This window comes from Ureibacillus acetophenoni (assembly GCF_900220965.1).
Classification (GTDB): domain Bacteria; phylum Bacillota; class Bacilli; order Bacillales_A; family Planococcaceae; genus Ureibacillus; species Ureibacillus acetophenoni.
Window position 1 is genome coordinate 38,400 of the sequence record NZ_OBQC01000019.1, and the last position, 26,648, is coordinate 65,047.

Consider the following 26,648-nt stretch of genomic DNA (forward strand, 5'->3'; position numbering starts at 1 on the left):
GAAACTCAACCCTTCTCCCCCTGAATCATTTTCGGAACAAGCCATATTAGCACCACAACGATACATGCCACTAACAGTCCAATATAGATGTATATCAACTCTTTACTGCCTCTTTCTCTTTCAGAACTTGGCTGTTCCATTCGAACCTTCGCAGCTTGTTTTTCGGTTGAAAATAATCCAAGTTTCATAGATTCATAAGCGACCGTTTTTCGTTCTTGGAAGTCTTGGATGAAAAGCTCTTCCCTAATTTTTTCATTTTTATCGTAATCAGTTGGAATAAAGTCTAACGGCTTTTGCTCTTCTGGAATAGCTTTTTTATCCTTTAATAAGGATTGATTGTGAAGGTATTCTTTGTTGTTTTTAAACTCTTTTTCTTTATACTCATTTGGATTTAGGCTGTTGATATCCTTCGAAGCTGTAGCGTAGCCGGATTCACCACCGAATCCGACCACTAGCAATAACGCTAACCCTAGCACTAAGCTGACCCTACGCTTCATATGTTGCTTCCTCATCATGATTGTTCCCACGATTTTTCGCTCGACCAATAAAATATGGCACGGCTGCAGCAACTCCAATAATCACAACCAGCGCAATACTTCCTGGGACAATTAACGACTCAGGCCCATATTGAATGGATAAATACACCTTCGACATTGGATCTATATAATCAATGTTCGATGCTAGTAGCGCAAGCATCGGTGTGACGAAGAATGCAATAACGGCCACATTTACAAACCATCCAATCAGATGACCTATCGAAAAACTTGCAAAGATGAGGGATGAGACTGCTGTTAATAAAAGAACCGTGAAAATCGTCCATTCAATCGCACCTGTTCCATCCAATCCATAAATATCTAAGCCATAAATACTAATGATTAACCCAACAATTACGTTCAATAATGTAAATAATGCAATTCGCACGCTCGTTTTATTATTTTTTAAGTAATAACAGAAATATCCAATTAGTAAACTACTAATCAACACAATGAATAACACAATGACTGGAGGCATTTTATCTTCCGGTACTGTAGGATCTAAGCTATTTACTGATAGCGGAGTAGATAAATGATCGTAAATTTGACCATTCTTTTGCCCGTCAACAAACGCATTATTTAATACATCGTGAATATCATCACGGTATTTCTCCGTTGTTCCTACGTTTTCATTCCACTTAAAGGCAAGATCACTTGTATCTGCATTTACGTTTGCAGCCTTTGAAAGAAGTGACTCTGTTACTGATCTGATGTTTTGTTGATTTAGTGCAATGCTGTTCATGGCATTACTCATCGCATGGATGTTTTGGCTAAGACTAGAGTGATTTGTTACAAGTCCATTTCCTTCTGCAATTTGCGAAGATGTTCCTTGAGCACCAGCGATTAAATGATCTAAGCTCTCCTGAACTTGACCTGCACTTGCTTCAACAGCGTCTAACTGTTTAAATAGTGCTTCATATTCTGTTTCGAGATTTTTCAAGTACACCGTGAAGAATGTAGTTATTCCATCTTCTAGTGATGCAAATTGTTGTTGAGAAGTAGGAATCCCCGTTTGTAATTGATTGATATAAGTGTCAGTATCTTCGTTGATACCGAGTATTTTATTCACACTAGAAGCTATTAATTGAGATGCTTCTTCCGAACTTAAACTCGTCATTAACGTAGATTCATATTGCGCTAACGCTCCGTAGTACTCCAACAGCAAATCTACGTCATCACTTGCCAACGGTTGGTTAAACACTTTTTTCAACCGCTCTTTTTTCCCCTCATTCAAATCTGAGTGATTTAGGATTTCCGTTTCTTTCTCATCAATTTTCTCTAACATCGTGTTTGCATCTATAGGTGTCAAAGGATCGTTCTCATCAACCTCTTCTATTAATTTTGAATCAGTTTGGTCTTCTTCCTGTTGAATTTGTTCAATCGTCTCTTCGATATCTATAATTTCTTCTGTTAGCTCATCAAGTTTGTCTTTTACACTTGAATCTTCCTCTTCAGTTTCCGGACTTACTGGTTCTTCCTCAGAATTTCCCGGAGCTTCTTCAGTATTTCCCGAAGCTTCTTCGCCTTCAGTTGGAATCGTAGGCTCTATTTGGTCTTTCAATGAATTGATTTCCTCAATAAGACCTAGCAATCTTTCACGCTCAGTATCTAGTGCTGCAATTTTCGTAGAAGCTAATAAGTTCGACTTGTTGATTTTGTTTCTACCTGCATTTGCTTGTTTCGTAGGATCTACTGCAGGTACACTATCAATTAGTTGATTTCTTAATTGAATGACTTGTGCTTCATATTCAACTAGCATTTCCCCTTCAACTTGCAATAGGAGATTGATAATTTCATTTCTTTGATTCACAACCAGGTTCGATAAATTAGTTGCACTTTGATGATTCAGCGCTAATTGATTCTCAAAGGTTTGCAAACTCTGAAACAATTTCTCATTATGTTCTTCCAGGTAGGTCATCATATTTGTATAGTGAAGACCGTACCCATTTTTCATATCCAAGACTGCCGTAAAGTTGTTACGTTGTAAGTTTTGCACAAGCTGTTGCTGAGTAGTTTGAAAATCTCTGTATTGATTTACATACATTACAAATTGAGCGAGATTTTCTTGGAACTCATCGGTTTGCTCAACATTCCCCTCGTATGGCACGCTGTTAATGGAAGATAAAATACTTTCCAACATTCTTTTTTGGTTTTCAATATCTCCGACAACACTTTCTAAATTTGGTCGATAGAATTCCGAGATCGTCTCAAGAAACTCCATTTCTTTTTGTAGAATACTATCAAACTCTGCTCGCACTTTTTCTAAATCCTGAGATACATAGCTCCAATATAATGTGGAGATTTTCCCGTTCACACGAGCTGATGCATTACCAATTTCACGTAATACTTTTTCACGATTTGCGGTATTTAATTGACCTGAAACCGTGTATTTAAACTCTGCTTTTACCGGTTGTTGCTCTTCATAGGTCATAATGTTTTCAGAGAAGTTGGATGGGATATATAAAATCGCATCATATTCTTGATTTGCTAACCCTTTTTCCGCAGTGCTTCGACTTACTACAGACCACTCATAAGCAGATTCGGTAGATAATATTGGCACCACTTCTTTCCCAAAATCAAGTGCACTTTCTCGTAGTTCTGCACCTGCATCCTCATTAACAACGGCGATTTGTTTTGTTCCGTTTGATTTACCTTCTAACGGGTTATCACCAATGAATAGGAAGTATAGAATCGGGGCTCCAACAATCAAAATCATGACGATGACGATCTTTAAAATCAGCTTCTTTTGAGCCGTCATGAGTAAATCTTCCTTTCAATCGTACTTAATGGAATTTTTATTTTTACTTCTTTGTTGTTCACTACGTAATAACCAAATCCAGCTTGAATTTCCTCTTCTTTTCGATCATACGGAAGGCTGAAAATGGTTTGCTCCGATTTTTTCATTAATAGTACAGCTTGGCGTATTTGTTTCACTTCTGTCGTTAAAGGATCATAGCCCTTCGTTAATTCGTTGGAATTGCCCGCCACAATGATATTAAATCCGAGATAGTTTGCATGTTTCATAAACTTCACGATACGTTCTTGCAGTTTGGCATCAAGGCTTGAAAGGAAGCGAGTATAATCATCCACGACAAGTAGAATTGGCGTAAACTGATGTACGCTTCTGTCGCTCGAATTTACATAAGTCGCTTCACGGGATAAAAGCTCTCCTTCTATTTCGATTAACCACTCTTCAATACGTTCTTTTGTTTCTAAATATGAAACAGCCTCTTCTTCTGCAAAGCCCGCTAATCCTCTGTCAAATGAATCAAACAACCCAATATGCTTAATGTTCTTTTGGAGGGCTATATCCAAGATTACCTTCAGCAAATTGGTTTTCCCTTTTTGCGCTTGCCCTAACACCATGCAATGCTTATTGTTTAGAAGGTTAATGAAAACAGGCTTTACAAACTCTTCATCCAATCCAATTGGGAATAGTTGTGGCTGCTCAACATGCTTCACATAATCTGTAAATTGAGTCAGTGTTAACTCTGAAGAAAGCATTGGAATTGGCTCAGGAACACCATAGCCTGCATATTTTTCCTTCAATGATTTCACTGTTTCTTTCACAGCTTCAAGAATTTCAAGATCATTTGCACCTTTTGCAGGCAAGAAGATTTGTGAGAAATATGCTTCATCAGTTTTTATAATCGCCCGACCTGGAATCGGTTCAGGTGATAAAGTGGTTTTCCCTAAAACTGTATATGCTTCACTATGATCCATGAGGTAATGAACAATCTTTGTTTTCAAGTTGTTCATGACTGCTTGTCGGATTGATGAAATTCTCGTAGCCGTGAAGATCATGTAAATACCTAACGATTGGCCATCGCGTACAAACTGATTAAAGTAAGTCTCAAACTCTTGCATTTCTTCTCGAATGAAATCAAAGTTTTCTACAACTACATAGAGTAATGGAAGCTTTTCATCAGAAATATTGTTGTAAAGCTTAATACTACTTACTTCCTTTTGCTGTAGTAGCTGTTTTCTACGAACAATTTCCGCACGTAACATCCGCGCGAATTTCTCCATTTTGCGAACATCTTCCATCAAGAAGAAATCAGCCGTGTGTGGCAACTGTTTAAGTGGAAGCATTGCCCCATTCCCAAAGTCCATTAAGTAAAAATGCACTTCTTCTGGGCTGTATTTTTCCGCCATATTTAATAAAAAAGTCAATACTGTTGTTGATTTTCCATAACCAGCAGATCCGAAAATGCCTAGGTTACCATCTTCCATCACCTGATAGTGATATGGTGTTTGGCTTTGTTTTTCAGGTTCGTCGATTAATGCAATCGAAATTTGGTCCTGCTCAACCGAATAATAGCCATCTTTAAATAGTCGTTCCTTAAGTGGTGGCAACCATGGGCTTTTCAGCTTCTCAATGCCAAATTCGTTTTGTGTCTCTTCGATTTTCGTAACGATGGCCTCGATTTCTGTGAGCCCTTTTCGTTTATTCTCCTTGGCTGCAATATTTGATAACGGAATTAAACCTAAATCAGTAACAATGGCGATTTCATCTTCTCCATCCGAATGGTCTGAAAGATAAGATGCACCACTCCATGCAGATTGGAAAAGCTCATAGACTTCGTTGTTTCCTACTTGCAAGTACCCCCTACCCGTTACGGTTATGGAAGCAGCGTCTGCATTTTTCAAAATCTCTTTACTATCATTAGAGTCTTGTACTTTCAACGCAATTTTGAAGCGGGCATTACTCCAAATCTGATCATCAATGACTCCACCAGGTTTTTGTGTCGCTAAGATTAAGTGGACACCTAAACTCCGACCAATTCGAGCGGCACTTACTAGTTCGCGAATGAATTCAGGCTCTTCATTTTTCAACTCCGCAAACTCATCGGAAATTAAAAATAGATGCGGTAGTGGCTCATCAACGTGCTGTTGCTTATAAAGACTCGTGTAATCATTAATGTGCGTCACATTATTTCGATCAAACAGGCGTTGTCGTCGTTTTAACTCACTTCGGATCGATGCGAGTGCCCGATTCGTAAAGTTCACGCTACCTTCGATATTCGTAATGGTTCCTAGTAGGTGTGGCAACTTTCTAAATGGTTGCGCCATTCCCCCACCTTTGTAGTCGATTAGCAAGAATGCCACTTCATGAGGGTGGAAATGTACAGATAGCGATAAAATATAGGTTTGTAAAAACTCACTCTTCCCTGAACCCGTTGTCCCAGCTAATAGTCCGTGGGGACCATGTGCTTTTTCGTGAAGGTTCAGATAAACGAGGTCATCCTTCCCTTTTAACCCAATTGGGACAGCAAGTGATTTGGATGATTCATTTTCGGACCACTTTTGTGGAATATTTAATTCATCCACTTCTTTCACATGCAACATCTCTAAAAATGACACGCTTTCCGGTATGGAATTCGTCATACCAGTTTGATGATTTAACGTGCGCAACATCCTTGCATATCGCTCGTTATCTTCTTGTTGATGGACATCCAAGGTAAATGGAATGTTTACCGCTTTTTTATCTTGAATTAAAATATCCCCTTCCGAATCATTCAGTAAGCGTACTAGGGTGTGGATATTATCGGATAAGCTTTCCTTAGCGTCACTTGCGAAGATGACGGAGATACCAAGGTTTTGGTGGTTTCCTTCCAGATACTCTAGGATGACATGATCTTCAATCAACTGCTGATTTGTGATAATGAATACAAGATGTGGTGTGAAGCGAAGGTTTTCCTTTTCTTCCTCCAAATCACGTTCTCGAATCATTTCATAAACTCTTGAAAGAAGTTGGTCACGTGTTGTTTCGTTATAAATTAAACCTCTTGCGTACATATTCGGAATGTTGAAATGTGGAAGCCACTTCATCCACTCGATATTTTTGTAATTTGCTTCGTCAAAAATAAATACAAAGCGCAAATCATGATAACTATGGAAAAATGCTAGTTGCCCAATGATGTGGTGTATTTCCCTTTTCACGACACGCTCTTTCCCAATAAGTCCAATGGGCCCTTTTGCTAAATTCGCAATAACTGGTGTGTCTGAACTTTCTTTGTACACTTTTTCTAACTTCTGCAATTGTTCAACCAAATGGTCCATTTCACGATTTGCCATATCATTTGTATTTAAGGTAATTGGAAAACTGGCCGGTACTGTCCCCGAACCTAAACGAAATTGGAGAAAGTCGTCACTTTCAATAGTTCGTTCCCAAATTCTATCGGAAATTTGATTGGTTAAATATTTCATTCGTTCAAACGTCGGAAAGTGGAACTCCATTGCAAATCGTTGTTTTTCCGATAACTCTTGAAGTTCTTTCCGTTTATTTTCCAAGTAAGCAGAGTAAATACGATTTCGTTTTTCCCGCTTTTGTTTTTGATTGGCTCGGTCTCTAAAATATTGAACCGTTGATGTAATTAATGTCATTACGAACATTACCATTGTCACGATGATGAAAATTCCTCGAGGCTGAATCATCACAACAATCCCCATTACAATTAGCATGACAAGCGGTGGTAGAATAATTAACCAAAGTGCTCTATTTGAAGGGTCGTGCTCTTGAGATGGAAATGATAATGAAACCTTCTCTTTTGGCAGCTCATACACCATTCGAGGCGTCCGTCTGTAAAACGGATATTTCTTCTTCATTTCCGATTCAGGTACTTTTAGAAGTGTAAGACGGGACTCGTAATCTTCAAAACTAACTATTTCTAACACATCTTCTTCAACAAGACGTATGAGCATGTAGGGTACGAAGATGATATCTCCGAGTTGAATGGTTTTACGAGATGGCCTTTTCTGCCCGTTAATATAAATTGGAGTGCTAGTATGATTTTCTAGTATCCATTGTTGGCCAACTTTTAAAAATGAAAAGTCTTGCCGCATAGTATGAAGGTTAGAATTCCAAACAATTTCTGCTTCATCGCTCTCTGTTGTAAAACGAACTTCCTGCTTATTTTCAACAAAGTATGTTTCGTGCTTCGCGATCGATTGGAATAGAATGATTTTTAGTGTTTTATTGCTGTTTCTATCTTTCCATTCAAAAAATTGTTTTGGATTGACTTTACCAAGCAAATTTTCATTTTGCATTACTCGAAATCCGTACACGTCCTCTGTAATCATTAGAAAACCATCCGTAAACGGTAAGCTTCGAATAGTTACTGTATGAACTGTATCATTGCCTACAGTTATCGTGTCTTTATTTAGTTCATCCAATTGAATGGACTGATAATAGTTGTCATAAAAAAATAAAAGCGTACTCATCAAATCACCTTCTAGTAGGGACTTATTCATTTGTTGTTTGGTCGCCCGGAGTTTCTGTTGATGCCTCGGTAGAAGTTTCTGAAGTATCAGTAGATTCCTCAGCTGAGTCTGTCGCTGGTTCCTCAGAAGTTGGATCCTCGCTAGCTTCTGAATCTGTTGGAGCCTTATCCTTCACTTCCGTTTTATCCTCTTCCTTCTCCAATTTTTCATCATCCGAACTGCCGTCTTCCTTATCTTCTAGTTCCAACGCTTCTTCCAATTCCTCAAGTTGCTTTTGGATTTCATTTTTTTCCGTTTTTATTTTATCTAGTTGTAGTTCGCGCTCTTCATCCTTGAGATCACGATTAGCTTTCACTGATTCCTCATAGTGCAATAGTGCAAGCATAATGTAATCCAAATCTTCTAATTGTCGCGCCAAACTAAGTGCTTCTTCCGCTTGTCCCCTACCGATATAAATCCAATATTTGAAATAGCGTGGGTCAGTTTGAAGCGTGATCGTTTTTAAGACGTTATCCCTTTGTTCCTCCGTCAATGTTTCGTTGACGATATAAGCAAGTGATAGCTCATATTGAACGACTACTGGCATTTCTTCCACGTCATACTTGGCAAGCTTGTTAATAATTTCACTATAGTTCCCTTGAATATATGGCCCCTGAACTGCAATATAGGCTTCTTGTCTAGGGTGTGCGATCACTGTTGAATAAGCAGTATAAATACTAAGTGGAAGTAGCGCCAAAATGAGGCCGACCAGTCCATAACGCAACCAGTTCCATTTCGTCATTGTAATTTTAGTGAACTTTTTCTCTTCGATTTCAATTCTTTGTATTTGTTTTTTGATGAGGTTAAATAACTCTGTTTCATCCTTCGCATCTATTATTTCTTTTGCTTTTGCACTCATTTCGATTGATTGTGAGAACTGAATGTATTGATCGAATGTGAATTTTGGATCGACCGCTGCGGCTATAGTCGCCTTCGTTTCATTCCAAAGACGTTCGTCGTTTCGTTCATATGGGGGAATACTTTCTTTCACCCCAAAATGTAATAAGTGCGGAGTCAAGCTTTCATCGATTAATAGATTTTCCGGACAAACAATAGCATGTAATCTACTAGACGAATGCACCATTATTGATTTCAACAAGTTAAAAGTAAACATCCAGCGGCTTTTTTCATCGAGCGAACGTAATTTTTTAAAAGTGATAAAGTTTGATTCTCTTTTATATATAAAAATTAACTCATCTTCAGTTAATGTTACTTCTTTTTGAATAAAGGGATTGACCTCGCGTAGCAGTGAGATTTCTAAATGATCTTCTAATTTCACTTTCTCTTTTTGGAAAGTGAGAGTAATCTGTTCCTTTTCAAATTTGAGGGTCGCCTCTAATTGTTTTTCTAGATAAGATTGTTTTTTTTCTGACATCTCTCTATGACTCCCTTACAAGATTTCTAGACGATCCCCTGTCGTAATACCGCTACTCGCTAGTTGCTCATTTCCCGATAATACTTTTTGTTTGTTTGGCACTCTGACCCAATATCCTTCTTTCGGAGGATAAGGAATTGCTTTCGCTTGCCAAACAATATCGATTAATTCCTTAACGGTATTGTAATCTGATAGACGTAAATCAAAGTAATCCTCGTTATAATGTTTCAAGTCAACTGTTAGTTCTATGTACATTTTGATCACCTCAGGCAAAATCTATTACCTTTTCCTAACCCGAATAGATAAGAGTTTTCATTATGAAATAGCTTCTAAATATTTCCCCTCATAAAGGAAAAGAGCGTCTTCATCCAAATATGACGCTCTTTAAAACTAGTTCTTAAGATGAAGTTATCCGCGAATTTGACTCGCGATTTGACGATCTGCATCATCAAGGGCATGTGCAGTATTTTTCAATTGTGTTGACACGTCTTGTAATAGGCGTCCCATATCCACAAATGATGGGCGTAGAGAATCGTATTGCTCTGCGAATGCACGGCTAGATTCCCCTTCCCACATACTTTGTAATTCCTGGATCATACTGTCCAGACGTGAGATTTGTTCTTCAACTTGTGCACTTTCACTGCTATAACGATTAGACATTGCTTCTAACTCAGCTGGGGTAACACGAATAATTCCTGACATGAACCTCTCTCCTTTTAACGGCTTTGATAAATTCGTATCCATTTCGAATTATACGGACTAACAAAATTTAACAAAAACCTTGATCAAATATTCAACTACATTCTATAGAACTCAATTCAAGACGGTCAATAACTATCTGACAAAATACATTAAAAGAGTTAATTGTTCCCAATTTTTTTAACAAAAAATAAGCAAACATTACCATTTTAAGTATTCTGCATTGTGATATATTATAGTGGCGTAATACATTAGTAACTTCTACTTTCTTTTTATTCAGTAATTTTTTGTGCTGAAAAACTCATTCAGAAGTACATTTTGAAGTTGAAAAACTAGCTAAAATAGAGGTGATATGATGTCTTTAGCTTATTGGTATGCGCTTTTACAGAAGAAACGAAGTGACCTACGTCGTTTAGAATCGTGTGAAGGAAAGTTAAGTGGGAAGCAAGGTGAGTTTTCCAGCAATGCGAATCTTATGACAGAACCCATACTTACAGCAACAACTTGGAAAGGGACTTTAGCCACAAAATTTGATGACATTCGAATTGATGGCATCCTCGCAAGCTATCAAGAAATTCAAACAACCCAATTTAACAACGTATTTACGATACTAAGTAACAAAATCCAACAAATCAAACAAGAAATTGAATCGATTCTCGCAACAATTGCCCAGCTTGAAGCTGCGATGGCGGAGGCAAGTGCGAAACATTAGGTTGATTGTCTTAGGCAAATTAGAGCAGGACATATATAATAGAAGAAAAGCACTATGGATGGGGATATCTTTATGAGATATCCTTCATTTTTTCGTATCAAATGAGAATATAATTAATAGACGAAGCTCATGAGAAAGTGATAAATAAATAAGTGCTGATTGGCGAATCTCTGTACTGCTGAGTCTGCGTTTTGTGTAGCTTGGCGAATATTTTATTAATTTTGGCGAATAACTCTCCCTTTCTGACGAATACTTTACTAGTTTTGGCGAATATAAGTGACTCAGAAACCTGTCTTTTAATTTTTGGCGAAAATTCCTCTTATTTTTGCTATTAACTCCTCTTTTCTGGCAAATACTTTACTAATTTTGGCGATATCAGCACTATCCGGCCTAAAATTCACTCTATTTTTGAATAACAAAAAAACTCTACTCCCTTTCGAAGTAAAGTCCAAATTAATAATCTCTTCTACTCTGTTAATCTAGCATGAGTGTTTCTATTTAACTAAATAATAATCAACAATACTTAAAAATGCCCTTGCTCCGTTTTTCATCGCATGTTCGTCAATATCAAACCGTGGATGATGATGTGGAAATTGTGTATTGGGATCTTCTGTTTTAGATCCAGTTAAAAAATAAACTCCAGGTATTTTTTGGACGTAGTATGAAAAATCTTCACTTGCCATAATTGGAGGCAATTCAATTACTTTCGACCCCTCAATCTCACTTAATACTTTCCTCAAACGAACTGCTTCTTTCTCTGTATTAATTAAAGATGGGTAACCATCTGAGTAATCTAGTTCATATGTTGCTCCATATGTCACTGTAACGTGCTTAATAATTTTTTTAAAATGTCCTTCTATTTTTTTACTTTCTGATTGATCATAAGTACGAATCGTTCCCGATATTGTTGCTTCTGTAGGAATCACATTTTGTGAAACACCAGAGTTAAACGTTGTAAACGTAGCGACTACTGGCTTATTAGGGTTAACTTTTTGACTCATTAATAAATGAAGCTGATTCACAATTTGAACACCAATGACAATTGGGTTTACTGAGGTCTGCGGAGTAGCAGAATGCCCACCATCTCCAATTATTTTTAATTCAAAATTATCAATTGCAGCTGTGGCTTTTCCTATTGGAACTGAGAAATTTCCTAATTCAATAGAAGAAATAAAATGATGTCCAAAAATAAGGTCGATTCCAGCTAGTGCACCATCTTCAATCATTTTAATTGCCCCACCCGGCGATTCTTCTTCAGCCGGTTGAAAAATAAAGACTATTGTTCCGTTGAGTTCTTCTCGATACCTACTTAAAATTTTCGCCACTCCTAACAAAGTGGCGGTATGAGCATCATGACCACAAGCATGCATAACTCCAGGTACTTGCGATTTATATGGAACATCATTCTCTTCCTGAATCGGCAATGCATCCATATCCGCTCGCAGTCCTATGGTTGGTCCTGGTTTTGCACCTTTCAATGTTCCAACAACCCCATGTCCTCCAACATTCCGACGTACTGATATCCCATACCCAGCTAAAATATCTCCGACCATTCTCGCAGTATTTTCTTCATGAAAAGGCAGTTCAGGGTTTTCATGCAAATGCCTTCTCCATGCAACCATCTGATCATATACACCTTCAACCTCTTCATGCCATATTTCAAGCAATTAAACACTTCCTTATACCGTAATTACCATTTCAATTACAGTATATACTAATATTAGGAAGTTGTTCTGTTACCTTTCTTCACAACCTTTCGAAAAGAAAAAAAGAGCATCAACCTAAATTTGGTTGATACCCTCTAATAATCCTTACTGCACGCTTCGTGTACCGAAAAATACTTTCAATAATGGCGGTGTAACAAGTGTAGTTACTATAATAACAATAATCATTGAAGTATAGTATTCAGTCGGTAATAATCCACCTTCTAATCCAAGTGCAGCTAGGATTAGTGCTACTTCCCCTCGGGAAATCATACCAGCACCGATTCCCATCGATGAGCGATTATTAAATCCTGATAATCGAGCCCCAATTCCTGATCCAATAAATTTTGAAAGGATCGCAATAATTGAGAACACAATCATGAAACCAATTTGATCTCCAATACCTTCAAATGAAACAGATAACCCAATACTTACAAAGAAGAATGGAACAAAAATTCCATACGCAATTGGTTGAACTTGCTTTTCTATCTCGTGTCCATAGTTTGTTTGGGCAATCGCTACACCTGCAAAGAATGTACCAATGATCCCAGCAACTCCTACATATTCAGCAAAGTAAGCAAAACCGAAGCAGATGATTAGCCCGGCACTCAATACTCCTTCTGTCACTTTAAACTTAGAGAAGATTTGAATGAATTTAGGCACTAACCATTTCGAAGCTAAAATGATGATAATAAAGAATATGATCTTCTTCCCTATTAGTAGTGCGATATTCGTATCTGCTCCTGCAAATACGCTCATAGCAACCGCAATAAGGATCACAACAATAATGTCATCTAATACTGCTGCACCTAATAAGGCCGATCCTTCTTTACTGTTTAACCAACCTAACTCTCTTAAAACTTGTACAGAAATACTAACTGATGTTGCTGATAATAAAAGCCCGATAAAAATCGATTCAGCCATTGAGAAATCATAATATTGTGCAACTGCATATGACATAACGATTGGTGCAAGAATCCCACCAAGTGCAACAAACAAAGCTGACTTTTTATTTTCATTTAGATCTTTTAAATTAGTTTCAAGACCTGCTAAAAACATTAATAGTAATACACCAATTTGACTAAATACACTAACTAATTCCGTATCATGTACCCACCCAAGAAGTGCAGGGCCTAGAATAATCCCAACAATAATCTTACCAAGAACAGAGGGCTGTCCTAAACGAATACTCAGCTGACCTGCTAGTTTCGTAGCTAGTAGAATAATAACAATTTGTAAAATAAACATCCGATACCTCCAAAAACTGAAATTTGAACATAAAAAAACACATAGAGGGGCCAGTAGTGACTGACTCCTCCATGTGTTACGTTTTTACGTTCATTATTTAACTTTATCTATATACTAGTATAATAGTATTTTTCTGCTCTGTAAATAGTTTTTACGCAAAAAGTTTAATATTTTCTCACTTAATACTTTTTTCATAATAAGGCTCTTCTTGATTTGTATCATCAAACCATTTCATTCCTATATAGTCAAACCCAATTTTCTCAAGGATTTTCAATGATCCTTTATTATTTGGATCGGCTGATGCGAAGACTTTCTTAACCTTCGGGTGTTGTTCTGCATATTTCACACAAGCCATTGCAGACTCTGTTGCGTAACCTTTCCCCCAGACACTTTTAGCAAAGTGATAAATTAATTCAACTGGTTCATTTATGTCTTGCACATTAAACCCAGCTGCACCAACAACATTTCCGGATTCCTTTTCGACAACCGCATAGACTGATAGACCATTTACATCATGACATTTTGAATAGCCTTCTTGCACTTTCACTAGATGCTCATGGGGAATCGCACCGTTACATTGTTCCATCACTTCTCGATCTCCCCAAAAAGTCTTCATCGCTTCTACGTCGCTATTTTCAAATACTTTCAATATTAGGCGCTCTGTTTCAGTTATTACTATCATATTGTATCCACTCCTCAACATTTAAATAGATATTTCATTCCACGTAAATCAATTCTAATAAACTTAATCCTACTCTGTCGGCTACTTAGAGTCATTGTTTTTTCATTCCGATAAAAGTTATGTAATATATAGATGTGCAATGAATTTTCCAATTATTATATAGTTTTTAAGATACTACATTCCAATAAAAGAAGGAGGATAAAATGATGAATGAATATGGTACATTACATAAAGTAAATGGCCGTTATGCTTTAAAATTCGAACGATTTTTCTCTCAAAAACCAGAAGATGTTTACAATGTCCTAACCAATCCTAGTCAATTCGTCAAATGGTACCCTTTTGCAACTGGGGAGATGGACCTTAGACTTGGTGGAGAAATTGCCTTTGATGACGACGAAGGAACAACTTATACCGCTACCATTACAGAGTTAGAAAAACCTTATTTATTTGGTTTTCGAGAAATTGATGATCTTGTAAACATTAAATTGAAGGATGAGGATAATGATTGCAGTATGATCTTCACCCATACATTTGACGATGATTCTTGGGCTGTGAATACTGCTGCAGGATGGCATCGTTGTCTAGATGTATTTGAACAAATCGTCAATGGACAGCCTGTTGAGTGGCATGATAACGCAGCTGAGCTACGTCAAGTCTATAGTGAAGCTTTTAATAAGAATAGTTAAAGAATTTAACATCAAAAATCCCTGCTTTGAAGAAGGGATTTTTCTTTTTATTATCATTTGATTCAGGGATAAGGAGTATTGATGTGAAACACTTTTAATTTATTCCACGTAGACTTCCAATTCTTTAGCGTTATGCGCTCTTCATAGATTTTTGCTCGTTGTTGATCTTCTAAAAAAAATGGTGTAGGCTTTACCACCAAATTAACAACATCGTTAATTCCACAAGGGGCTGTTAACAGTACATTCCCATTTACATCTAATTTTACCCCTAAAGCTGTTGCAGTTTCTGGAAACTTGGAAATTGCATCGACAGAAGATGTATACGGAGGCATATTGCTTTTGATATGCATTCTTGCTTCATTCTTGACAGACCATGGAATGTCTGGCATAAACGTTTTAAGTGTTTCTTCAAGTCTCTTTTCCTTATTTTCGTCAATATTTGTCAGATCGAAATAAATTACATCAATGTCTGGGATGGGTGTTCTTTCACTGAAATTATGTAAGGTATCCCAAACTTTAGAACGAACAAATCCAGCACATATCCACCAATCAGGGAGGTTCAGTGATTTTGTAGTCCGCAAAATATCCATCATCCATTTATCTTCTTCAATCCATGAAATAATTCGTTCCTTATTAATCAATGAAATTCGCCCCTAAATATGTATTTAAACTCTTATTCTGTTTAGCATTATATAAGTCCTTCTTGAAATCATTCATAGTAAAGATGTAAATAAAAAGGAAATTTTCAATGATTATATAATATATATACTAATACAAAATTTGGGAGGTATAATATGAAAAATCAAGTATGTGTTATTAGCATTTATGTGCCAAATCTCGAAAAAGCCATCGACTTCTATACGACTACGCTCGGTTTTGAAGTAAACAAACAATATGGGCCTAAGATTGTTACACTTGTTCATGGTGATTTACCACTAGTATTAGAAGAAAAAGAACATGCAACCTTTAATGAAAGTAATTCTGGGGTTGTATTAGGATTACGGACTGAAGATATTGAAGAAACAGTAAAAGCCCTAAAAGAGAAAGAAGTAGACTTTATTGTTGGTGAACCAACGAATTGCCCTCCTGGAAAGTATATTAGTTTTAAAGATCCTTTCGGAAATATATTAGAATATATCCAATTTGATTAACAAAGATTTCTATTGGATTTTTGCTAACAACTTAATTTCTCCATTAAAAAAAGCGATTGCTCTCTTTCAGCAATCGCTCTGTACATATTTATTTCAACTGTTCAATTAACTCAAAAGAAAGGTAAGCAGATCAAATATTCTCTAGAAACCTTTTAACTTCTTTTGGTGATTTTAAGATAATTAGATTTTTTGTTTCTGGCAATTGTTCAAGCTTTTTTAGTATGGCAGGTCTTTTCTTTTTAGGAAAATCCCACAACCATTTTAAAAATTCCAAATCTAATTTTTCTTCGCATCCGTCGCCCATATCCGGTCTTGTTTGATTACGATATTTCATCATTCTTTTGAAGACACGGTAAACACAAATGGTTCTGTGAAAGTCGAGGAATATAATTGTATCTGCTGCATTTAGTCGGATATCTAAAGTTCCACCGTAATGACCATCAATAATCCATTCCTCTTTTTTCACTAGGTCCATTTGAACGTTTATTTGTTCTTCCCTTGGTGCACCTACCCAATTCGGTTTCCAAAACAAAGCATCTAGGTGATATACATCAATCTTCAACTTCTCTCCTAATTGCCTTGCTAGCGTAGATTTCCCCGAACCACCCGAGCCAATGAGTGCAATCTTTTTCATAACATCCCCCTGCTTATCGTTATGATAGTCTTAATTCATACTGATAAAATTGTGAATCTCGAATATAGCCTTTTCTTTCATATAGTCTTTGGGCAGAGAAGTTATCTGGTGCTGTACTAAGACTTATACTTATAGCCCCTGTTTCAACAGCGAAATCTTTCACCCGATCTATAAGCATCTCCCCAACGCCTTGTTTTCTAGCACTTGCATCAACAAATAAGTCATTTAAAATCCATGCTTTTTTCATTGAGATAGATGAAAAGGTAGGATACAGTTGAGTGAACCCAACATATTTGTCGTTGTCTTTCACAACAAATATGATAGACTCTTTATTTTCTATGCGATTCTTTATGTATGTTTTTGCGCCTTCAATGTCCGATGCTTGTTCATAAAACATTCGGTAGAAGTTAAATAAATTTGATACACCATCTAAATCTTCAATCGTTGCTTGATAAATTTCCATAACCTTTTCACCCTCTATAAAAATATTTGCTAATTTCATATTACATTAAAATTAGAATATTTGTTATTTAATTACTATATTCCCATCCCCAAATAAAAAGCCAGTATCAATGATTATTTTCATTGATACTGACGATTTTCAGATTAATTGTTTATCCTTAATGATATTCAACTTCTCTATTGGAATACTGCGTTCTAAATCTCCGTTCGTTACGTCAATCGCCTCCCAATCCGAATAAACAACAAAGTCCTCTGTGATAGGGAGAATTTCACTCCAATTATATTGGTTTAATTCCTGGGCAAGTTCAAAGCGTAATGTTTGGCAATCTTCCCATAAGTCTTCCCAATCATCTCCAAACGCTTTAACTAGTAACTCCTGTTTTTCCCTAAATTCGGGATGGTTCTCATCTATTACTGTTTGATAGTCAACTGGCATCTCGCCTGAATTCCATATAGTCCACTTATCATCAATGCCTACTTCATTAATAATTTCGTTTCGATACGATTCAATCCCTAGTTGGATGAGTCCAAGTACTGGCTCATCATCTGTTCCAAGTAAGGATATGTAACAGACCTTGTCCTCATTTTCTAAAGTTATTTTCTTAACTGCATTCGGTACCTCTTTTAGTACAATTTGTTTTAAGTCATTCATCAATTGTTTTTTATCCATAGAACACCTCTTTAAAGAGTAAGATGAAATCATTCATATACTAACCCGCGCTTAGATAAAGAAATAAGCTATTTTATATATATGTAAAAATAACTTTAGTAATTCGGACTTAGTAGAATATTATTAATAGGCAATCCCTACACGTGATTTAATATATTCATCGATATAAATCTGACTATAAGTAAATTCGGCAGTATCTGGTACCGATATTTTAACTCCATCTACTGGCAAAAAGTCACGTTCTACACGGTATTCCCCTACTCTTTCTCCATCTGGTAAATACGTAGGACATACGATGGTCCAGTCGAGTGTTGTTTGTGTAAGCAGATCGTAAACTTTATGGTGTTCTTCTGCTGCTCTTGTAATTTTACGCTTCGATTCGCTTGATTGATAACGAAGTAAATTTGGTTCAGTCCTACTTTGAAGGATTCCTGCAGTACCAACTGTAATAATTCGTTGAATTTTTTTGTTTTCCATCGCTTCAATAATGTATGGCATACTTTCTGACAAAGTTGTTGTTCCATCAGTATTCAGGGCACTAATTACTACATCAACCCCCTGCATCGCGCCTGAGATATCTTCTTTATTTAACACATTACCTTGAAAAACCGATAAGTTCTCATTATTTGTTTGAATCTTCTCAGGGGTACGAACGAATGCAGTTACTTTATGTCCGTCTTGAAGGGCATAGTTAACGATTTGACTTCCAACACGTCCAGTTGCACCGAAAATTAAAATATTCATAAATAAAATCCTCCTTTATTCCATGTGAGTGTACCATACATATGTCGAAGATTATCACCTATCATTTATTACTTGCCACTTTGATACAAATTTATTGTATTAAGCACCGTTTGAAATCAACAAAAAACGTTGACTCATTCTTGAATCAACGCGCATTGGCTACTTAATATTCATTTATCTTACTTTAGGTGCATCTACATAGATGTCAGATTAATGGTCATATTTTAGTTAGCTGTCACTCCACTATAATAACCATCTTCATAGACCCCATCTTTCCATAACACGTTTCCATTCTTATCAAATGCCTCAATCTTCAATGGGTCTGGTTCTCCGGGATCTGAATCCTCTAAAGTATTAAAGGTTACAAACCAATATCTCAAACCATCATCAGTCTCAATAATAGTTGCTTCTTTTTCCATTGTTTTTTGTTTTATAAGTACAGTTGTAATATCCTCATTCGTAATCGTACCACCAAACAATGTAATCGGTACGGTTGGATTATTATTCATTACCCAGTCAAAACCATCTTCCGGGTTGATGTCCCCGTTACTAGTATGTGTCCAAGTCTTATCATCTTGCTTTTTATACCCTACACGAAATCCAGTTTCATCTTGATAAATCACAATTTGATGGTCATCAATTTGTTCTTGATAGATGATTTTTGTGGACTCTGGATGAGGGAAACTTTCCATTATTTCCTCTATATTACTAGAGGTATTTGAACATGCTGACAAGAACAGTAACATAATGGGAATTAAATATATTTTCTTCATTACCTTCCCCCTAAAAACTCCCTACGTCTTCCTACTATTGCAATATAAAATAAAATAGTAGCGCGACCATAAAGCACGGTAATCATCGTTATAATATAAATCTCTTGTTCTTTTGAGGTATTCTAGTTGGGTATCCCAATAATACTCCTCCATTTAAATCCCCCTTTATGAAACTCTACAAATACTTACTCGCAACCTGACATGTCAGTTATAGAAAATGCTATTTGTACTGATTGAACGAACTCCTGCTTCAATATAGCTTCTTAATAACTTCCAACTGTCATCACTCTTTTTAAATGTCTGAATGAATAGATTCGTTGTTTCTATATGCTTTTCTTTAATGACTAAAGTTGCAGATAAAATAACCATTGTTTCATCTTCCCTTAAAGGAATAGTTGCATGTACATTTATTTTCCACTCAGCATTATGTTCTCTAGCAAAATTAAAACCTTGTTCCCATCCTAAAATAGATTCTTTATAGCCAAAATCATCAATCTCTCCACCTGTTACTTCCCTTGCTTTATAATCTTCTGAAATGAAATTCTTTAAGTCTATTAAAGATGAATTTCTCCATGCATCTAAGTAACTATTTAAAAACTTCGGAAATGTGTTATTCAATGAAAACCCTCCTGACATTTGTTTGTAGTTAGTATTCTATGAAAAGAGCTCTATTCCTTTAAAAAAGTCCATTATTAAGGATTGAGACTTCACAATTCCAATTGAGCCAACAATGTTTTTAACTCAATTAAATCATTGATGATATAATCCGCCTGTGCAAGTTCATCTTCCTTTGCGAAGTCAAAATTACATCCGATTGCAACTAAACCATTATCCTTCGCTGCTTGAATGTCAGATAGGCGGTCCCCTACAACTGCTCCATGAGTAATACGATATTTTTCTATGATCTTACACACTAAGTCTGATTTATTTAGTGAATCAATTTGCTGGATACTGAAAGTTTCAGTTACCCAATTGTTCAATTGATAATAACTCACGATTGCATTTAAGTAATTTGTTAACCCGTTACTAGCTATGAAAATTGAATAATAATTTTTCTTTAAAAACTCGAATACTTCCTTAACATTTGGATAAAGGGCACCTTTGCCACTTTTTATGTTTTCAATTAGTCTTTCTAGAAAATAAAGATCAGTTTGTTTTCTAATTTCATCGGAATGATCAGGTAACAAAGTTTCCCATACTTTTGGTAACGGCACTCCCATAATTTCACGGTATTTGTTTATAGGAGTAACTGTATGCCATTGATTCAAAGATCGTAAATAATTAAAAGTATCTTCAAGGGACATTTCTAAAATTTTATCTGTTTGAAATAGAGTCCCGTCCATATCAAAAATGAATGCTTTGTTCATCGTTATTCTCCTATTTAGGTCGATAAAAAAGGAAACTCCAACTATGCGGGTTCCCTTGAAATCTATTTATTTTTTCTTAAAAATCGTCGTGTTTTCAATTCGAATTGAATCCACTTCTCCACAATCTAAACAAAAAGTGAATATTTTATTTGAACCATTGATAGACATCTTACTCGGTTTGATGGGCATAAAATCTGTACCTTCTACAAATTCAGTGCCTCCGCATTTCAGGCATTTTTTATTTTCCATAGGCAAATCCCCCATTGTTATTGAAATTTCATTTGACCAGGACGATATTCATTCCATACTCCGAATCCTTCCGAATACTCTTTTTGTAGAAACATTGCTAGTCTCTCTTCCATTCCTGGTGAAAAGTTAAGGTTTGCTAAGTCCTCAATGTCTACCCAAAAATTATTGCCCTCATGGGTTGTATGTATTAATTCACCGCTAAATACTTCTGTCCGGTAATTAAATACGAAATATTTTTCTCCGGTTTCATCATTGAACCAATATATGACTCCACATGGTTCTAAATTCGAAACAGTTAGTCCGGTTTCTTCTTTCACTTCCCGAATTGTGGAATCAATTAGACTTTCTCCATCTTCCACATGTCCCCCAGGAAAGGATATGCCTTTCCAAGATTGAACCCGCTCTTGGACTAGTACTTTATGATTCTTACGATCGTAAATCATGCACATGTTTGTTAGTGTTACTTTTGACATTATTTAAAGTCCCCCGCGATGTTGTATTAAAAACTCATCATTTGGCTAAATATAAAAAGTTGGAAAAATGCCGGTACAAGTAATGCAAGAACTAGCGTTATTACTGCCCCCATTTTTGTTTGTTTCATTAATCGATCATCATCATATTTTAAATGTTCGAAATATGAAAGGGTAAAATATAAGCAAAAACCCAATAGTATTACCGATAGTATTCCAATCCAAATTCCGATGGAGCCCATTGAAGCGATTTGATTCATATAAGGTCACCCTCCTGTTTAATTATCACTTTATAAATTATTTCGACAAAAATAGCGCTAATCCTTTATTGTGGATTAGCGCTGGAGAGTTTCTCTAAGATTTTTATCCCTCATAAATTGTATATAGCTTATTTGTTTTCTTCGCCATGTACATGGCTGAATCTGCGTTACGGAGTAGTGATTCCACATCATTTCCATGTTCTGGACTAAACACAATTCCAAAACTAGCAGTAATCTCAACAATTGAATTAGAAATATAGATCGGTTGTTTCATAACAAGAATAATCTTATCAATTAAATTCTTTACTTCTTCCTCGTTTTTACGTTCAGGCAAAATTACCGCAAATTCATCTCCTCCGATTCGATATACTTTACCGATTGTATCAAGGACTCCACTCAAGCGAGATGTGACTTTAATAAGGACTGTGTCACCTGCTTGATGTCCATACGTATCATTAACTGGTTTTAACCCATGCGTATCTAAATACATGATGGTAAATGAAGTATTATTCTTTATTTCTTCATTTAAATCGATTTGGAATTTAAGCCGATTTGGTAAGTCTGTTAATGTATCATGATATGCACGATACTGAACGAGATCCGCTTCTTTCTTTTTCTCCGTTACATCCCAGAATACGATTTGAACAGCGGAAGCTCCATTGGATTGAATCGGTATGCCATTCACTTCAACATCGATTGCTTTACCATCGAGGCGAATAAACTTTTCATATTTGGTTGGAGCGTATTCACCTTTTTCTATTGATTCATCACGTTTCGAGGCAATGGACTGATATTCGGGGTGTATGATATCATAAATATTTTTACCAATTAGATCGTTTAAGTTTTTAGCACCCAGTAACCTTAAGGCAGTAGAGTTGGCAAAATGTATCGTTCGATGTTGGTGTAGCAGAATCCCTAATGGAGAATTTTCAACTAAAAGCCGATAGCGTTCTTCACTTTCTTTTAAAGCCATTTCAACTTTTTTCCGTTCTGTAATGTCGCGATAACTGACCATTATTGCTTTTTTATTCTTATAGGTAAACGGAATTGCTGAGAGGATCGCATCCTTTTTTTCCCCAGTTGTGCTTTGAATACGGAAATCAAAATCATGGAGTGGTTGATTCTTCTCCAAAATTTCAGTAATAATTTTCTGCGCAAACTCAATATAGTCCGGATCAACATATTGAATGATTGAGTTCCCGATAATATCATCTAAAGTTGTTTCCACGAGATTGGCAGCAGATGGATTCGCAAACATAACGACATGACCATCATGTACGATGATTGGGTCTGGCATTTGGTTGAAAAGTGATCGGAAGCGTTCTTCACTTTCATATAGTTCAAGTTCCAATCGCTTTCTATTTGTTATATCCTGAATTTGGGATAGGAAAAATAAGCTTTGATCACCCTTTCGAACAATAGATACAGAATGCAAAGCCCAAATTATACTGCCATTTTTGTGAATACACCTTATCTCCATTTCGTAAGAGTGTTTAGTACCTTGTAGCAATTCATGAATTTGATGAAGCTCTTCATCTAAATCATCTGAATGAATTAAATCACGATATCTAAGTGATAAAAGTTCTTCTTCTTCATAGCCTGTAATTTTGGACAAAGCAGGGTTTACTTTTAGCCATTGACCATCAATTGTTAAGATCGCCATCCCAATAGTTGAATGATAAAAGGCTTGTTCAAATTGCTCAATAAAGTTTTCCATAGTGCTCCCTCGAGAGAAAATTTAAGTACATAGTCCGGTTGTTAAACTGTTTTCTAGTGTTTTCTAACAAGGGTGTACAAAAGTGAATTGAAACATACTATTTAAGCTGCTTTTAAATAGATGTATTTGCTTGTTCATCGATTTCGGGATAGTACATAATTGCAATTATGTGCAATAATTTCGAGAATGCACTTAATTATTAATAAGTCGTATAGCGAAAAGCGCTGTTTTTAATTTTTGCTAGATTTATTTTTGATTTTAATTACTAGTTTAGAATTCCAAAATGAAAAAGTCTCATAGATTCATCTACGAGACAAATTTAGCAATTTTTTAGAATGCGTTCCGTAAAATTGGTGAACTATTCCGGTGGCCTATTTATTCCCTCATCTTCATAAACATTGAAGGGTTTAATTCTTCACTTTCAATGACAATTGCCGTTAAGCCATTATCTGTTCTCGTTTCATGCCATTCATCTTTTTCCCAGAAGACTGCTTCTCCAGGTTGAACTTTAACAAACTCCTCTTCTTGCCCGCGAACATAACCTTCACCATTCATTATTAGTAGTAATTGAGGGACGGTCGCTTGATGGTATCCAATGATCCCATTCTTCTCTAAATACATACACCCTACTCTTGCAGATTTTTCAGTTTGGATAATCCGTGACATCACAAAATCTGAATCAAATTTATTAATCTTGTTTCCACTTTCTTTATCAAATTTATAGATTTTCATGATTTCCCCCCAAAAAGTGTTGAATTATAGCAATTCTACAACTTTGGTGAATTTCCTTGTTAGTTATGAAATTACTTGTGATTTTGCTTAGGTTTATTTGCAAATTCAATTGGATTACTTGCCAATCTGGACAGTTTATTTGCGGTTTCCCGGGTTCTATTTGCGAGTTGGAATTTACTTGCGATTTTACTAAGATTATTTGCGAATTCAGCTGGGTTACTTGCGAATTTAGATTGTTTATTTGCGATTTCCGGAAACTTATTTGCGATTTCGAATTTACTTGCGATATTGCCTAGGTTATTTGCGAATTCTGCTGGGTTACTTGCGATTTTGGGAATTCTATTTGCGGTTTCCCGGGATTTATTTGCGATTTCGAATTTACTTGCGATATTGTCTTGGTTATTTGCGAATTCTGCTGGGTTTACTTGCGATTTTTGATTGTTTATTTGCGATTTCCCGGAACTTATTTGCGATTTAGAATTTATTTGCGATTTTACTAAGATTATTTGCGAATCCAGATGGGTTACTTGCGATTTTTGATTGTTTATTTGCAATTTCCCGGGATTTATTTGCGATTTCGAATTTACTTGCGATATTGCCTAGGTTATTTGCGAATTCTGCTGGGTTACTTGCGAATTTGGGAATTCTATTTGCGGTTTCCCGGGTTCTATTTGCGATTGGAATTTACTTGCTATTTTACTAAGATTATTTGCGAATTCTGCTGGGTTACTTGCGAATTTTGATTGTTTATTTGCGATTTCCCGGGATTTATTTGCGATTTCGAATTTACTTGCGATATTGCCTAGGTTATTTGCGAATTCTGCTGGGTTACTTGCGAATTTGGGAATTCTATTTGCGGTTTCCCGGGATTTATTTGCGATTTCGAATTTACTTGCGATATTGCCTAGGTTATTTGCGAATTCAGCTGGGTTACTTGCGAATTTAGATTGTTTATTTGCGATTTCCGGGAACTTATTTGCGATTTCGAATTTATTTGCGATTTTACTAAGATTATTTGCGAATCCAGATGGGTTACTTGTGAAATTGGGAATTCTATTTGCGGTTTCCCGGGTTCTATTTGCGATTGGAATTTATTTGCGATTTCCTAAGTCAGCACCCTATCCCTACTCTATGTACCAATCCTCTCTAGAATATGAACTAGGTTTATAATATCTCTTCCTCATGAACAAGATGATATCCCACTTGCGAATGATAATATAACAAACTATTAATAGAAAAATCATAATTCCACCGAATACAGTTTCATGGTGCTCCAATGGTACGATATTATCCAGAAAAACATATGGCGGAAGGAACATGGCCATAAATAAGACCATCAAATGGATGGACGTAACGAATGATACTCCACTCCTTGAAAGGTCGTATTTCGCGATCCACTTAATTGAAAATAAATAAGAAAAAACTAAAACAAATAACATCAATGAATTCACAATATAAATGATAAACATTTCTCCATATTTTATGGATTCTAAAAAAATGCCAAAGATAATCATCATTACAAAAGCTGCGGATATGAACAATGAATATTGAATAAGTTTAATAATTGATATCATCATTTTTATTCCTCTCTTAATCACTAACCTTTTCAAATATATACCAGTATTCATCAATATAATATTTCGCTGTACACTTCCCACTCAAATTCCATCTTTTTAACTAATCTACACATTCATTCCTATGCAAAATTTCATAGTGTAGAAAATGACCATTTTCATAGTAATTTTAAGGGATTTAAAAAGCCTGCAAACATTCATTTAGAAATGTCTGTAGGCTTTTACTTAACCTATTAAAATGTCGCTTCCTACCCTATTAATAAATTTATAAAATGTTTCGCGTTTTTTCCCCATTTGCGAATATACTTCGATCATCTTTTCAACTGTCTCATATAATTCTTCTGGCGTTAAATTCTCCTTCAACAGTTTACCAACTTCAGCGTCTTTCCCCTTTGCTTTTCCTCCAACATATAGATTGTAATGGTCTCTTATCTTCATAACTCCTATGTCATTTAGCATTGGTTCACCGCAACCAACTGGACAGCCTGTATAGGCAACTTTTAAAGTAAAAGGTACTGCTTTACCGGCAATGCGACGGTTTAACTCTTTTGCAACAGGCATACCTTCCTCTTCTTCCCCTTTGCAAAAGTTACAAGTTCTTAAGCTTTTTACGAAGTTTCCAACTGGATAACATGCTAATCCAACACTTTGAAATTCTTCAATAATCTCATCTTTTTTATCTTCAGGAATTTCTACATAAAGTTGTTGAAATGTAGTTAATTCAAGTTCATCGTCTTCATTCATATATTTTGATATTGTCAAAAGTTGTTTTGAATTAAGTTTTGCGCCAAATCCAATTCCCCCGTTGATGGCGATCTTAACTTTTTTGCCTCTGTCTTCCATTACTTTCCCCCTCGTATATTAGTAGTAAGAGCTCTTTCTAATAGAATTTCCAGTTGATCCGGACAACTGGAGGATCTATTGGATTTCCTATAGGATGTGGT

28 protein-coding genes are annotated in these 26,648 nt (G+C 36.0%); 4 read left to right on the forward strand and 24 right to left on the reverse strand.

Annotated elements, in window-relative coordinates; genetic code table 11:
- Positions 1–5: 5 nt before the first annotated feature.
- The 6 genes from essA to CRO45_RS18195 all read right to left on the reverse strand — a co-directional run bounded on the left by essA (position 6) and on the right by CRO45_RS18195 (position 9,873).
- On the reverse strand, positions 6–497 hold the full coding sequence (gene essA / locus CRO45_RS18170) for a type VII secretion protein EssA (protein ID WP_097151048.1): 492 nt from the start codon (positions 495–497) through the stop codon (positions 6–8).
- The gene (gene esaA, locus CRO45_RS18175) at positions 487–3,291 is read right to left on the reverse strand and encodes a type VII secretion protein EsaA (protein WP_097151049.1); all 2,805 of its coding nucleotides are present in this window, start codon (positions 3,289–3,291) and stop codon (positions 487–489) included. The genes essA and esaA overlap by 11 nt, the downstream gene beginning before the upstream one ends.
- Positions 3,288–7,757 (reverse strand): type VII secretion protein EssC, encoded by a 4,470-nt coding sequence (essC, locus tag CRO45_RS18180; RefSeq protein WP_097151050.1) that lies wholly within the window; start codon positions 7,755–7,757, stop codon positions 3,288–3,290. The genes esaA and essC overlap by 4 nt, the downstream gene beginning before the upstream one ends.
- A 22-nt stretch (positions 7,758–7,779) precedes the next feature.
- Positions 7,780–9,171, reverse strand: coding sequence for a type VII secretion protein EssB (gene essB, locus CRO45_RS18185; protein ID WP_097151051.1), 1,392 nt, complete (start codon positions 9,169–9,171; stop codon positions 7,780–7,782).
- 15 nt (positions 9,172–9,186) lie between these two features.
- Complete coding sequence (locus CRO45_RS18190) at positions 9,187–9,426, reverse strand: EsaB/YukD family protein (protein ID WP_097151052.1); 240 nt, start codon at positions 9,424–9,426, stop codon at positions 9,187–9,189.
- A gap of 153 nt (positions 9,427–9,579) precedes the next feature.
- Positions 9,580–9,873 carry a WXG100 family type VII secretion target gene (locus tag CRO45_RS18195; protein ID WP_097151053.1) on the reverse strand — a complete coding sequence of 98 codons (294 nt, stop codon included), beginning with the start codon at positions 9,871–9,873 and terminating at the stop codon, positions 9,580–9,582.
- A 352-nt stretch (positions 9,874–10,225) separates the two neighbouring features.
- On the opposite strand from CRO45_RS18195, the gene CRO45_RS18200 reads away from it, so the two are divergent.
- A complete protein-coding gene (locus CRO45_RS18200; RefSeq protein WP_097151054.1) occupies positions 10,226–10,582 on the forward strand; it encodes a YwqH-like family protein in 357 nt (118 codons plus the stop codon).
- Positions 10,583–11,076: 494 nt separating this feature from the next.
- On the opposite strand, the gene CRO45_RS18205 is transcribed toward CRO45_RS18200, so the two are convergent.
- From CRO45_RS18205 to CRO45_RS18215, 3 genes are all read right to left on the reverse strand, one after another.
- Positions 11,077–12,249, reverse strand: a complete 1,173-nt coding sequence (locus CRO45_RS18205) for a M20 metallopeptidase family protein (RefSeq protein ID WP_097151055.1) — start codon at positions 12,247–12,249, stop codon at positions 11,077–11,079.
- Between the two features lie 144 nt (positions 12,250–12,393).
- Complete coding sequence (locus CRO45_RS18210; protein WP_097151056.1) at positions 12,394–13,533, reverse strand: cation:proton antiporter; 1,140 nt, start codon at positions 13,531–13,533, stop codon at positions 12,394–12,396.
- Positions 13,534–13,708: 175 nt separating this feature from the next.
- Entirely contained in the window at positions 13,709–14,215 is a 507-nt protein-coding gene (locus CRO45_RS18215; protein ID WP_235864659.1) for a GNAT family N-acetyltransferase, read from the reverse strand.
- Between the two features lie 203 nt (positions 14,216–14,418).
- Here CRO45_RS18215 and CRO45_RS18220 point away from each other — a divergent pair, with 203 nt between their 5' ends.
- Positions 14,419–14,901, forward strand: a complete 483-nt coding sequence (locus CRO45_RS18220) for an SRPBCC family protein (RefSeq protein WP_235864660.1) — start codon at positions 14,419–14,421, stop codon at positions 14,899–14,901.
- 62 nt (positions 14,902–14,963) lie between these two features.
- Here CRO45_RS18220 and CRO45_RS18225 read toward each other — a convergent pair whose 3' ends face one another.
- Positions 14,964–15,548 carry a nucleotidyltransferase family protein gene (locus CRO45_RS18225; RefSeq protein WP_097151058.1) on the reverse strand — a complete coding sequence of 195 codons (585 nt, stop codon included), beginning with the start codon at positions 15,546–15,548 and terminating at the stop codon, positions 14,964–14,966.
- A gap of 147 nt (positions 15,549–15,695) precedes the next feature.
- Here CRO45_RS18225 and CRO45_RS18230 point away from each other — a divergent pair, with 147 nt between their 5' ends.
- Positions 15,696–16,052 carry a VOC family protein gene (locus CRO45_RS18230; protein ID WP_097151059.1) on the forward strand — a complete coding sequence of 119 codons (357 nt, stop codon included), beginning with the start codon at positions 15,696–15,698 and terminating at the stop codon, positions 16,050–16,052.
- A gap of 130 nt (positions 16,053–16,182) precedes the next feature.
- Here CRO45_RS18230 and CRO45_RS18235 read toward each other — a convergent pair whose 3' ends face one another.
- The 13 genes from CRO45_RS18235 to CRO45_RS18295 form a co-directional block, all read right to left on the reverse strand.
- Complete coding sequence (locus CRO45_RS18235; protein WP_097151060.1) at positions 16,183–16,686, reverse strand: DNA topology modulation protein; 504 nt, start codon at positions 16,684–16,686, stop codon at positions 16,183–16,185.
- 19 nt (positions 16,687–16,705) lie between these two features.
- Positions 16,706–17,149, reverse strand: a complete 444-nt coding sequence (locus tag CRO45_RS18240; RefSeq protein WP_097151061.1) for a GNAT family N-acetyltransferase — start codon at positions 17,147–17,149, stop codon at positions 16,706–16,708.
- A gap of 138 nt (positions 17,150–17,287) precedes the next feature.
- Positions 17,288–17,818, reverse strand: a complete 531-nt coding sequence (locus CRO45_RS18245) for a hypothetical protein (RefSeq protein WP_097151062.1) — start codon at positions 17,816–17,818, stop codon at positions 17,288–17,290.
- 123 nt (positions 17,819–17,941) lie between these two features.
- Positions 17,942–18,562 carry an NAD(P)-dependent oxidoreductase gene (locus CRO45_RS18250; RefSeq protein ID WP_097151063.1) on the reverse strand — a complete coding sequence of 207 codons (621 nt, stop codon included), beginning with the start codon at positions 18,560–18,562 and terminating at the stop codon, positions 17,942–17,944.
- A 224-nt stretch (positions 18,563–18,786) separates the two neighbouring features.
- Complete coding sequence (locus tag CRO45_RS18255) at positions 18,787–19,335, reverse strand: hypothetical protein (RefSeq protein WP_097151064.1); 549 nt, start codon at positions 19,333–19,335, stop codon at positions 18,787–18,789.
- Positions 19,336–19,539: 204 nt separating this feature from the next.
- The gene (locus CRO45_RS18260; protein WP_097151065.1) at positions 19,540–19,953 is read right to left on the reverse strand and encodes a flavoprotein; all 414 of its coding nucleotides are present in this window, start codon (positions 19,951–19,953) and stop codon (positions 19,540–19,542) included.
- Positions 19,954–20,042: 89 nt separating this feature from the next.
- Complete coding sequence (locus CRO45_RS18265) at positions 20,043–20,702, reverse strand: HAD family hydrolase (protein WP_097151066.1); 660 nt, start codon at positions 20,700–20,702, stop codon at positions 20,043–20,045.
- 66 nt (positions 20,703–20,768) lie between these two features.
- Positions 20,769–20,951 carry a hypothetical protein gene (locus CRO45_RS18270; protein WP_097151067.1) on the reverse strand — a complete coding sequence of 61 codons (183 nt, stop codon included), beginning with the start codon at positions 20,949–20,951 and terminating at the stop codon, positions 20,769–20,771.
- Positions 20,952–20,968: 17 nt separating this feature from the next.
- A complete protein-coding gene (locus tag CRO45_RS18275) occupies positions 20,969–21,424 on the reverse strand; it encodes an 8-oxo-dGTP diphosphatase (protein WP_097151068.1) in 456 nt (151 codons plus the stop codon).
- A gap of 26 nt (positions 21,425–21,450) precedes the next feature.
- Complete coding sequence (locus CRO45_RS18280; protein ID WP_235864661.1) at positions 21,451–21,681, reverse strand: hypothetical protein; 231 nt, start codon at positions 21,679–21,681, stop codon at positions 21,451–21,453.
- 103 nt (positions 21,682–21,784) lie between these two features.
- The gene (locus tag CRO45_RS18285) at positions 21,785–23,398 is read right to left on the reverse strand and encodes a PAS domain S-box protein (protein WP_097151069.1); all 1,614 of its coding nucleotides are present in this window, start codon (positions 23,396–23,398) and stop codon (positions 21,785–21,787) included.
- A 375-nt stretch (positions 23,399–23,773) separates the two neighbouring features.
- Positions 23,774–24,130 (reverse strand): cupin domain-containing protein, encoded by a 357-nt coding sequence (locus CRO45_RS18290; RefSeq protein ID WP_097151070.1) that lies wholly within the window; start codon positions 24,128–24,130, stop codon positions 23,774–23,776.
- A gap of 71 nt (positions 24,131–24,201) precedes the next feature.
- Complete coding sequence (locus CRO45_RS18295) at positions 24,202–24,684, reverse strand: hypothetical protein (protein WP_097151071.1); 483 nt, start codon at positions 24,682–24,684, stop codon at positions 24,202–24,204.
- A 244-nt stretch (positions 24,685–24,928) separates the two neighbouring features.
- Here CRO45_RS18295 and CRO45_RS18300 point away from each other — a divergent pair, with 244 nt between their 5' ends.
- Positions 24,929–25,300, forward strand: coding sequence for a hypothetical protein (locus CRO45_RS18300; RefSeq protein ID WP_097151072.1), 372 nt, complete (start codon positions 24,929–24,931; stop codon positions 25,298–25,300).
- Positions 25,301–25,929: 629 nt separating this feature from the next.
- On the opposite strand, the gene CRO45_RS18305 is transcribed toward CRO45_RS18300, so the two are convergent.
- Entirely contained in the window at positions 25,930–26,547 is a 618-nt protein-coding gene (locus CRO45_RS18305) for a nitrite reductase (protein WP_097151073.1), read from the reverse strand.
- Positions 26,548–26,648 lie beyond the last annotated feature (101 nt).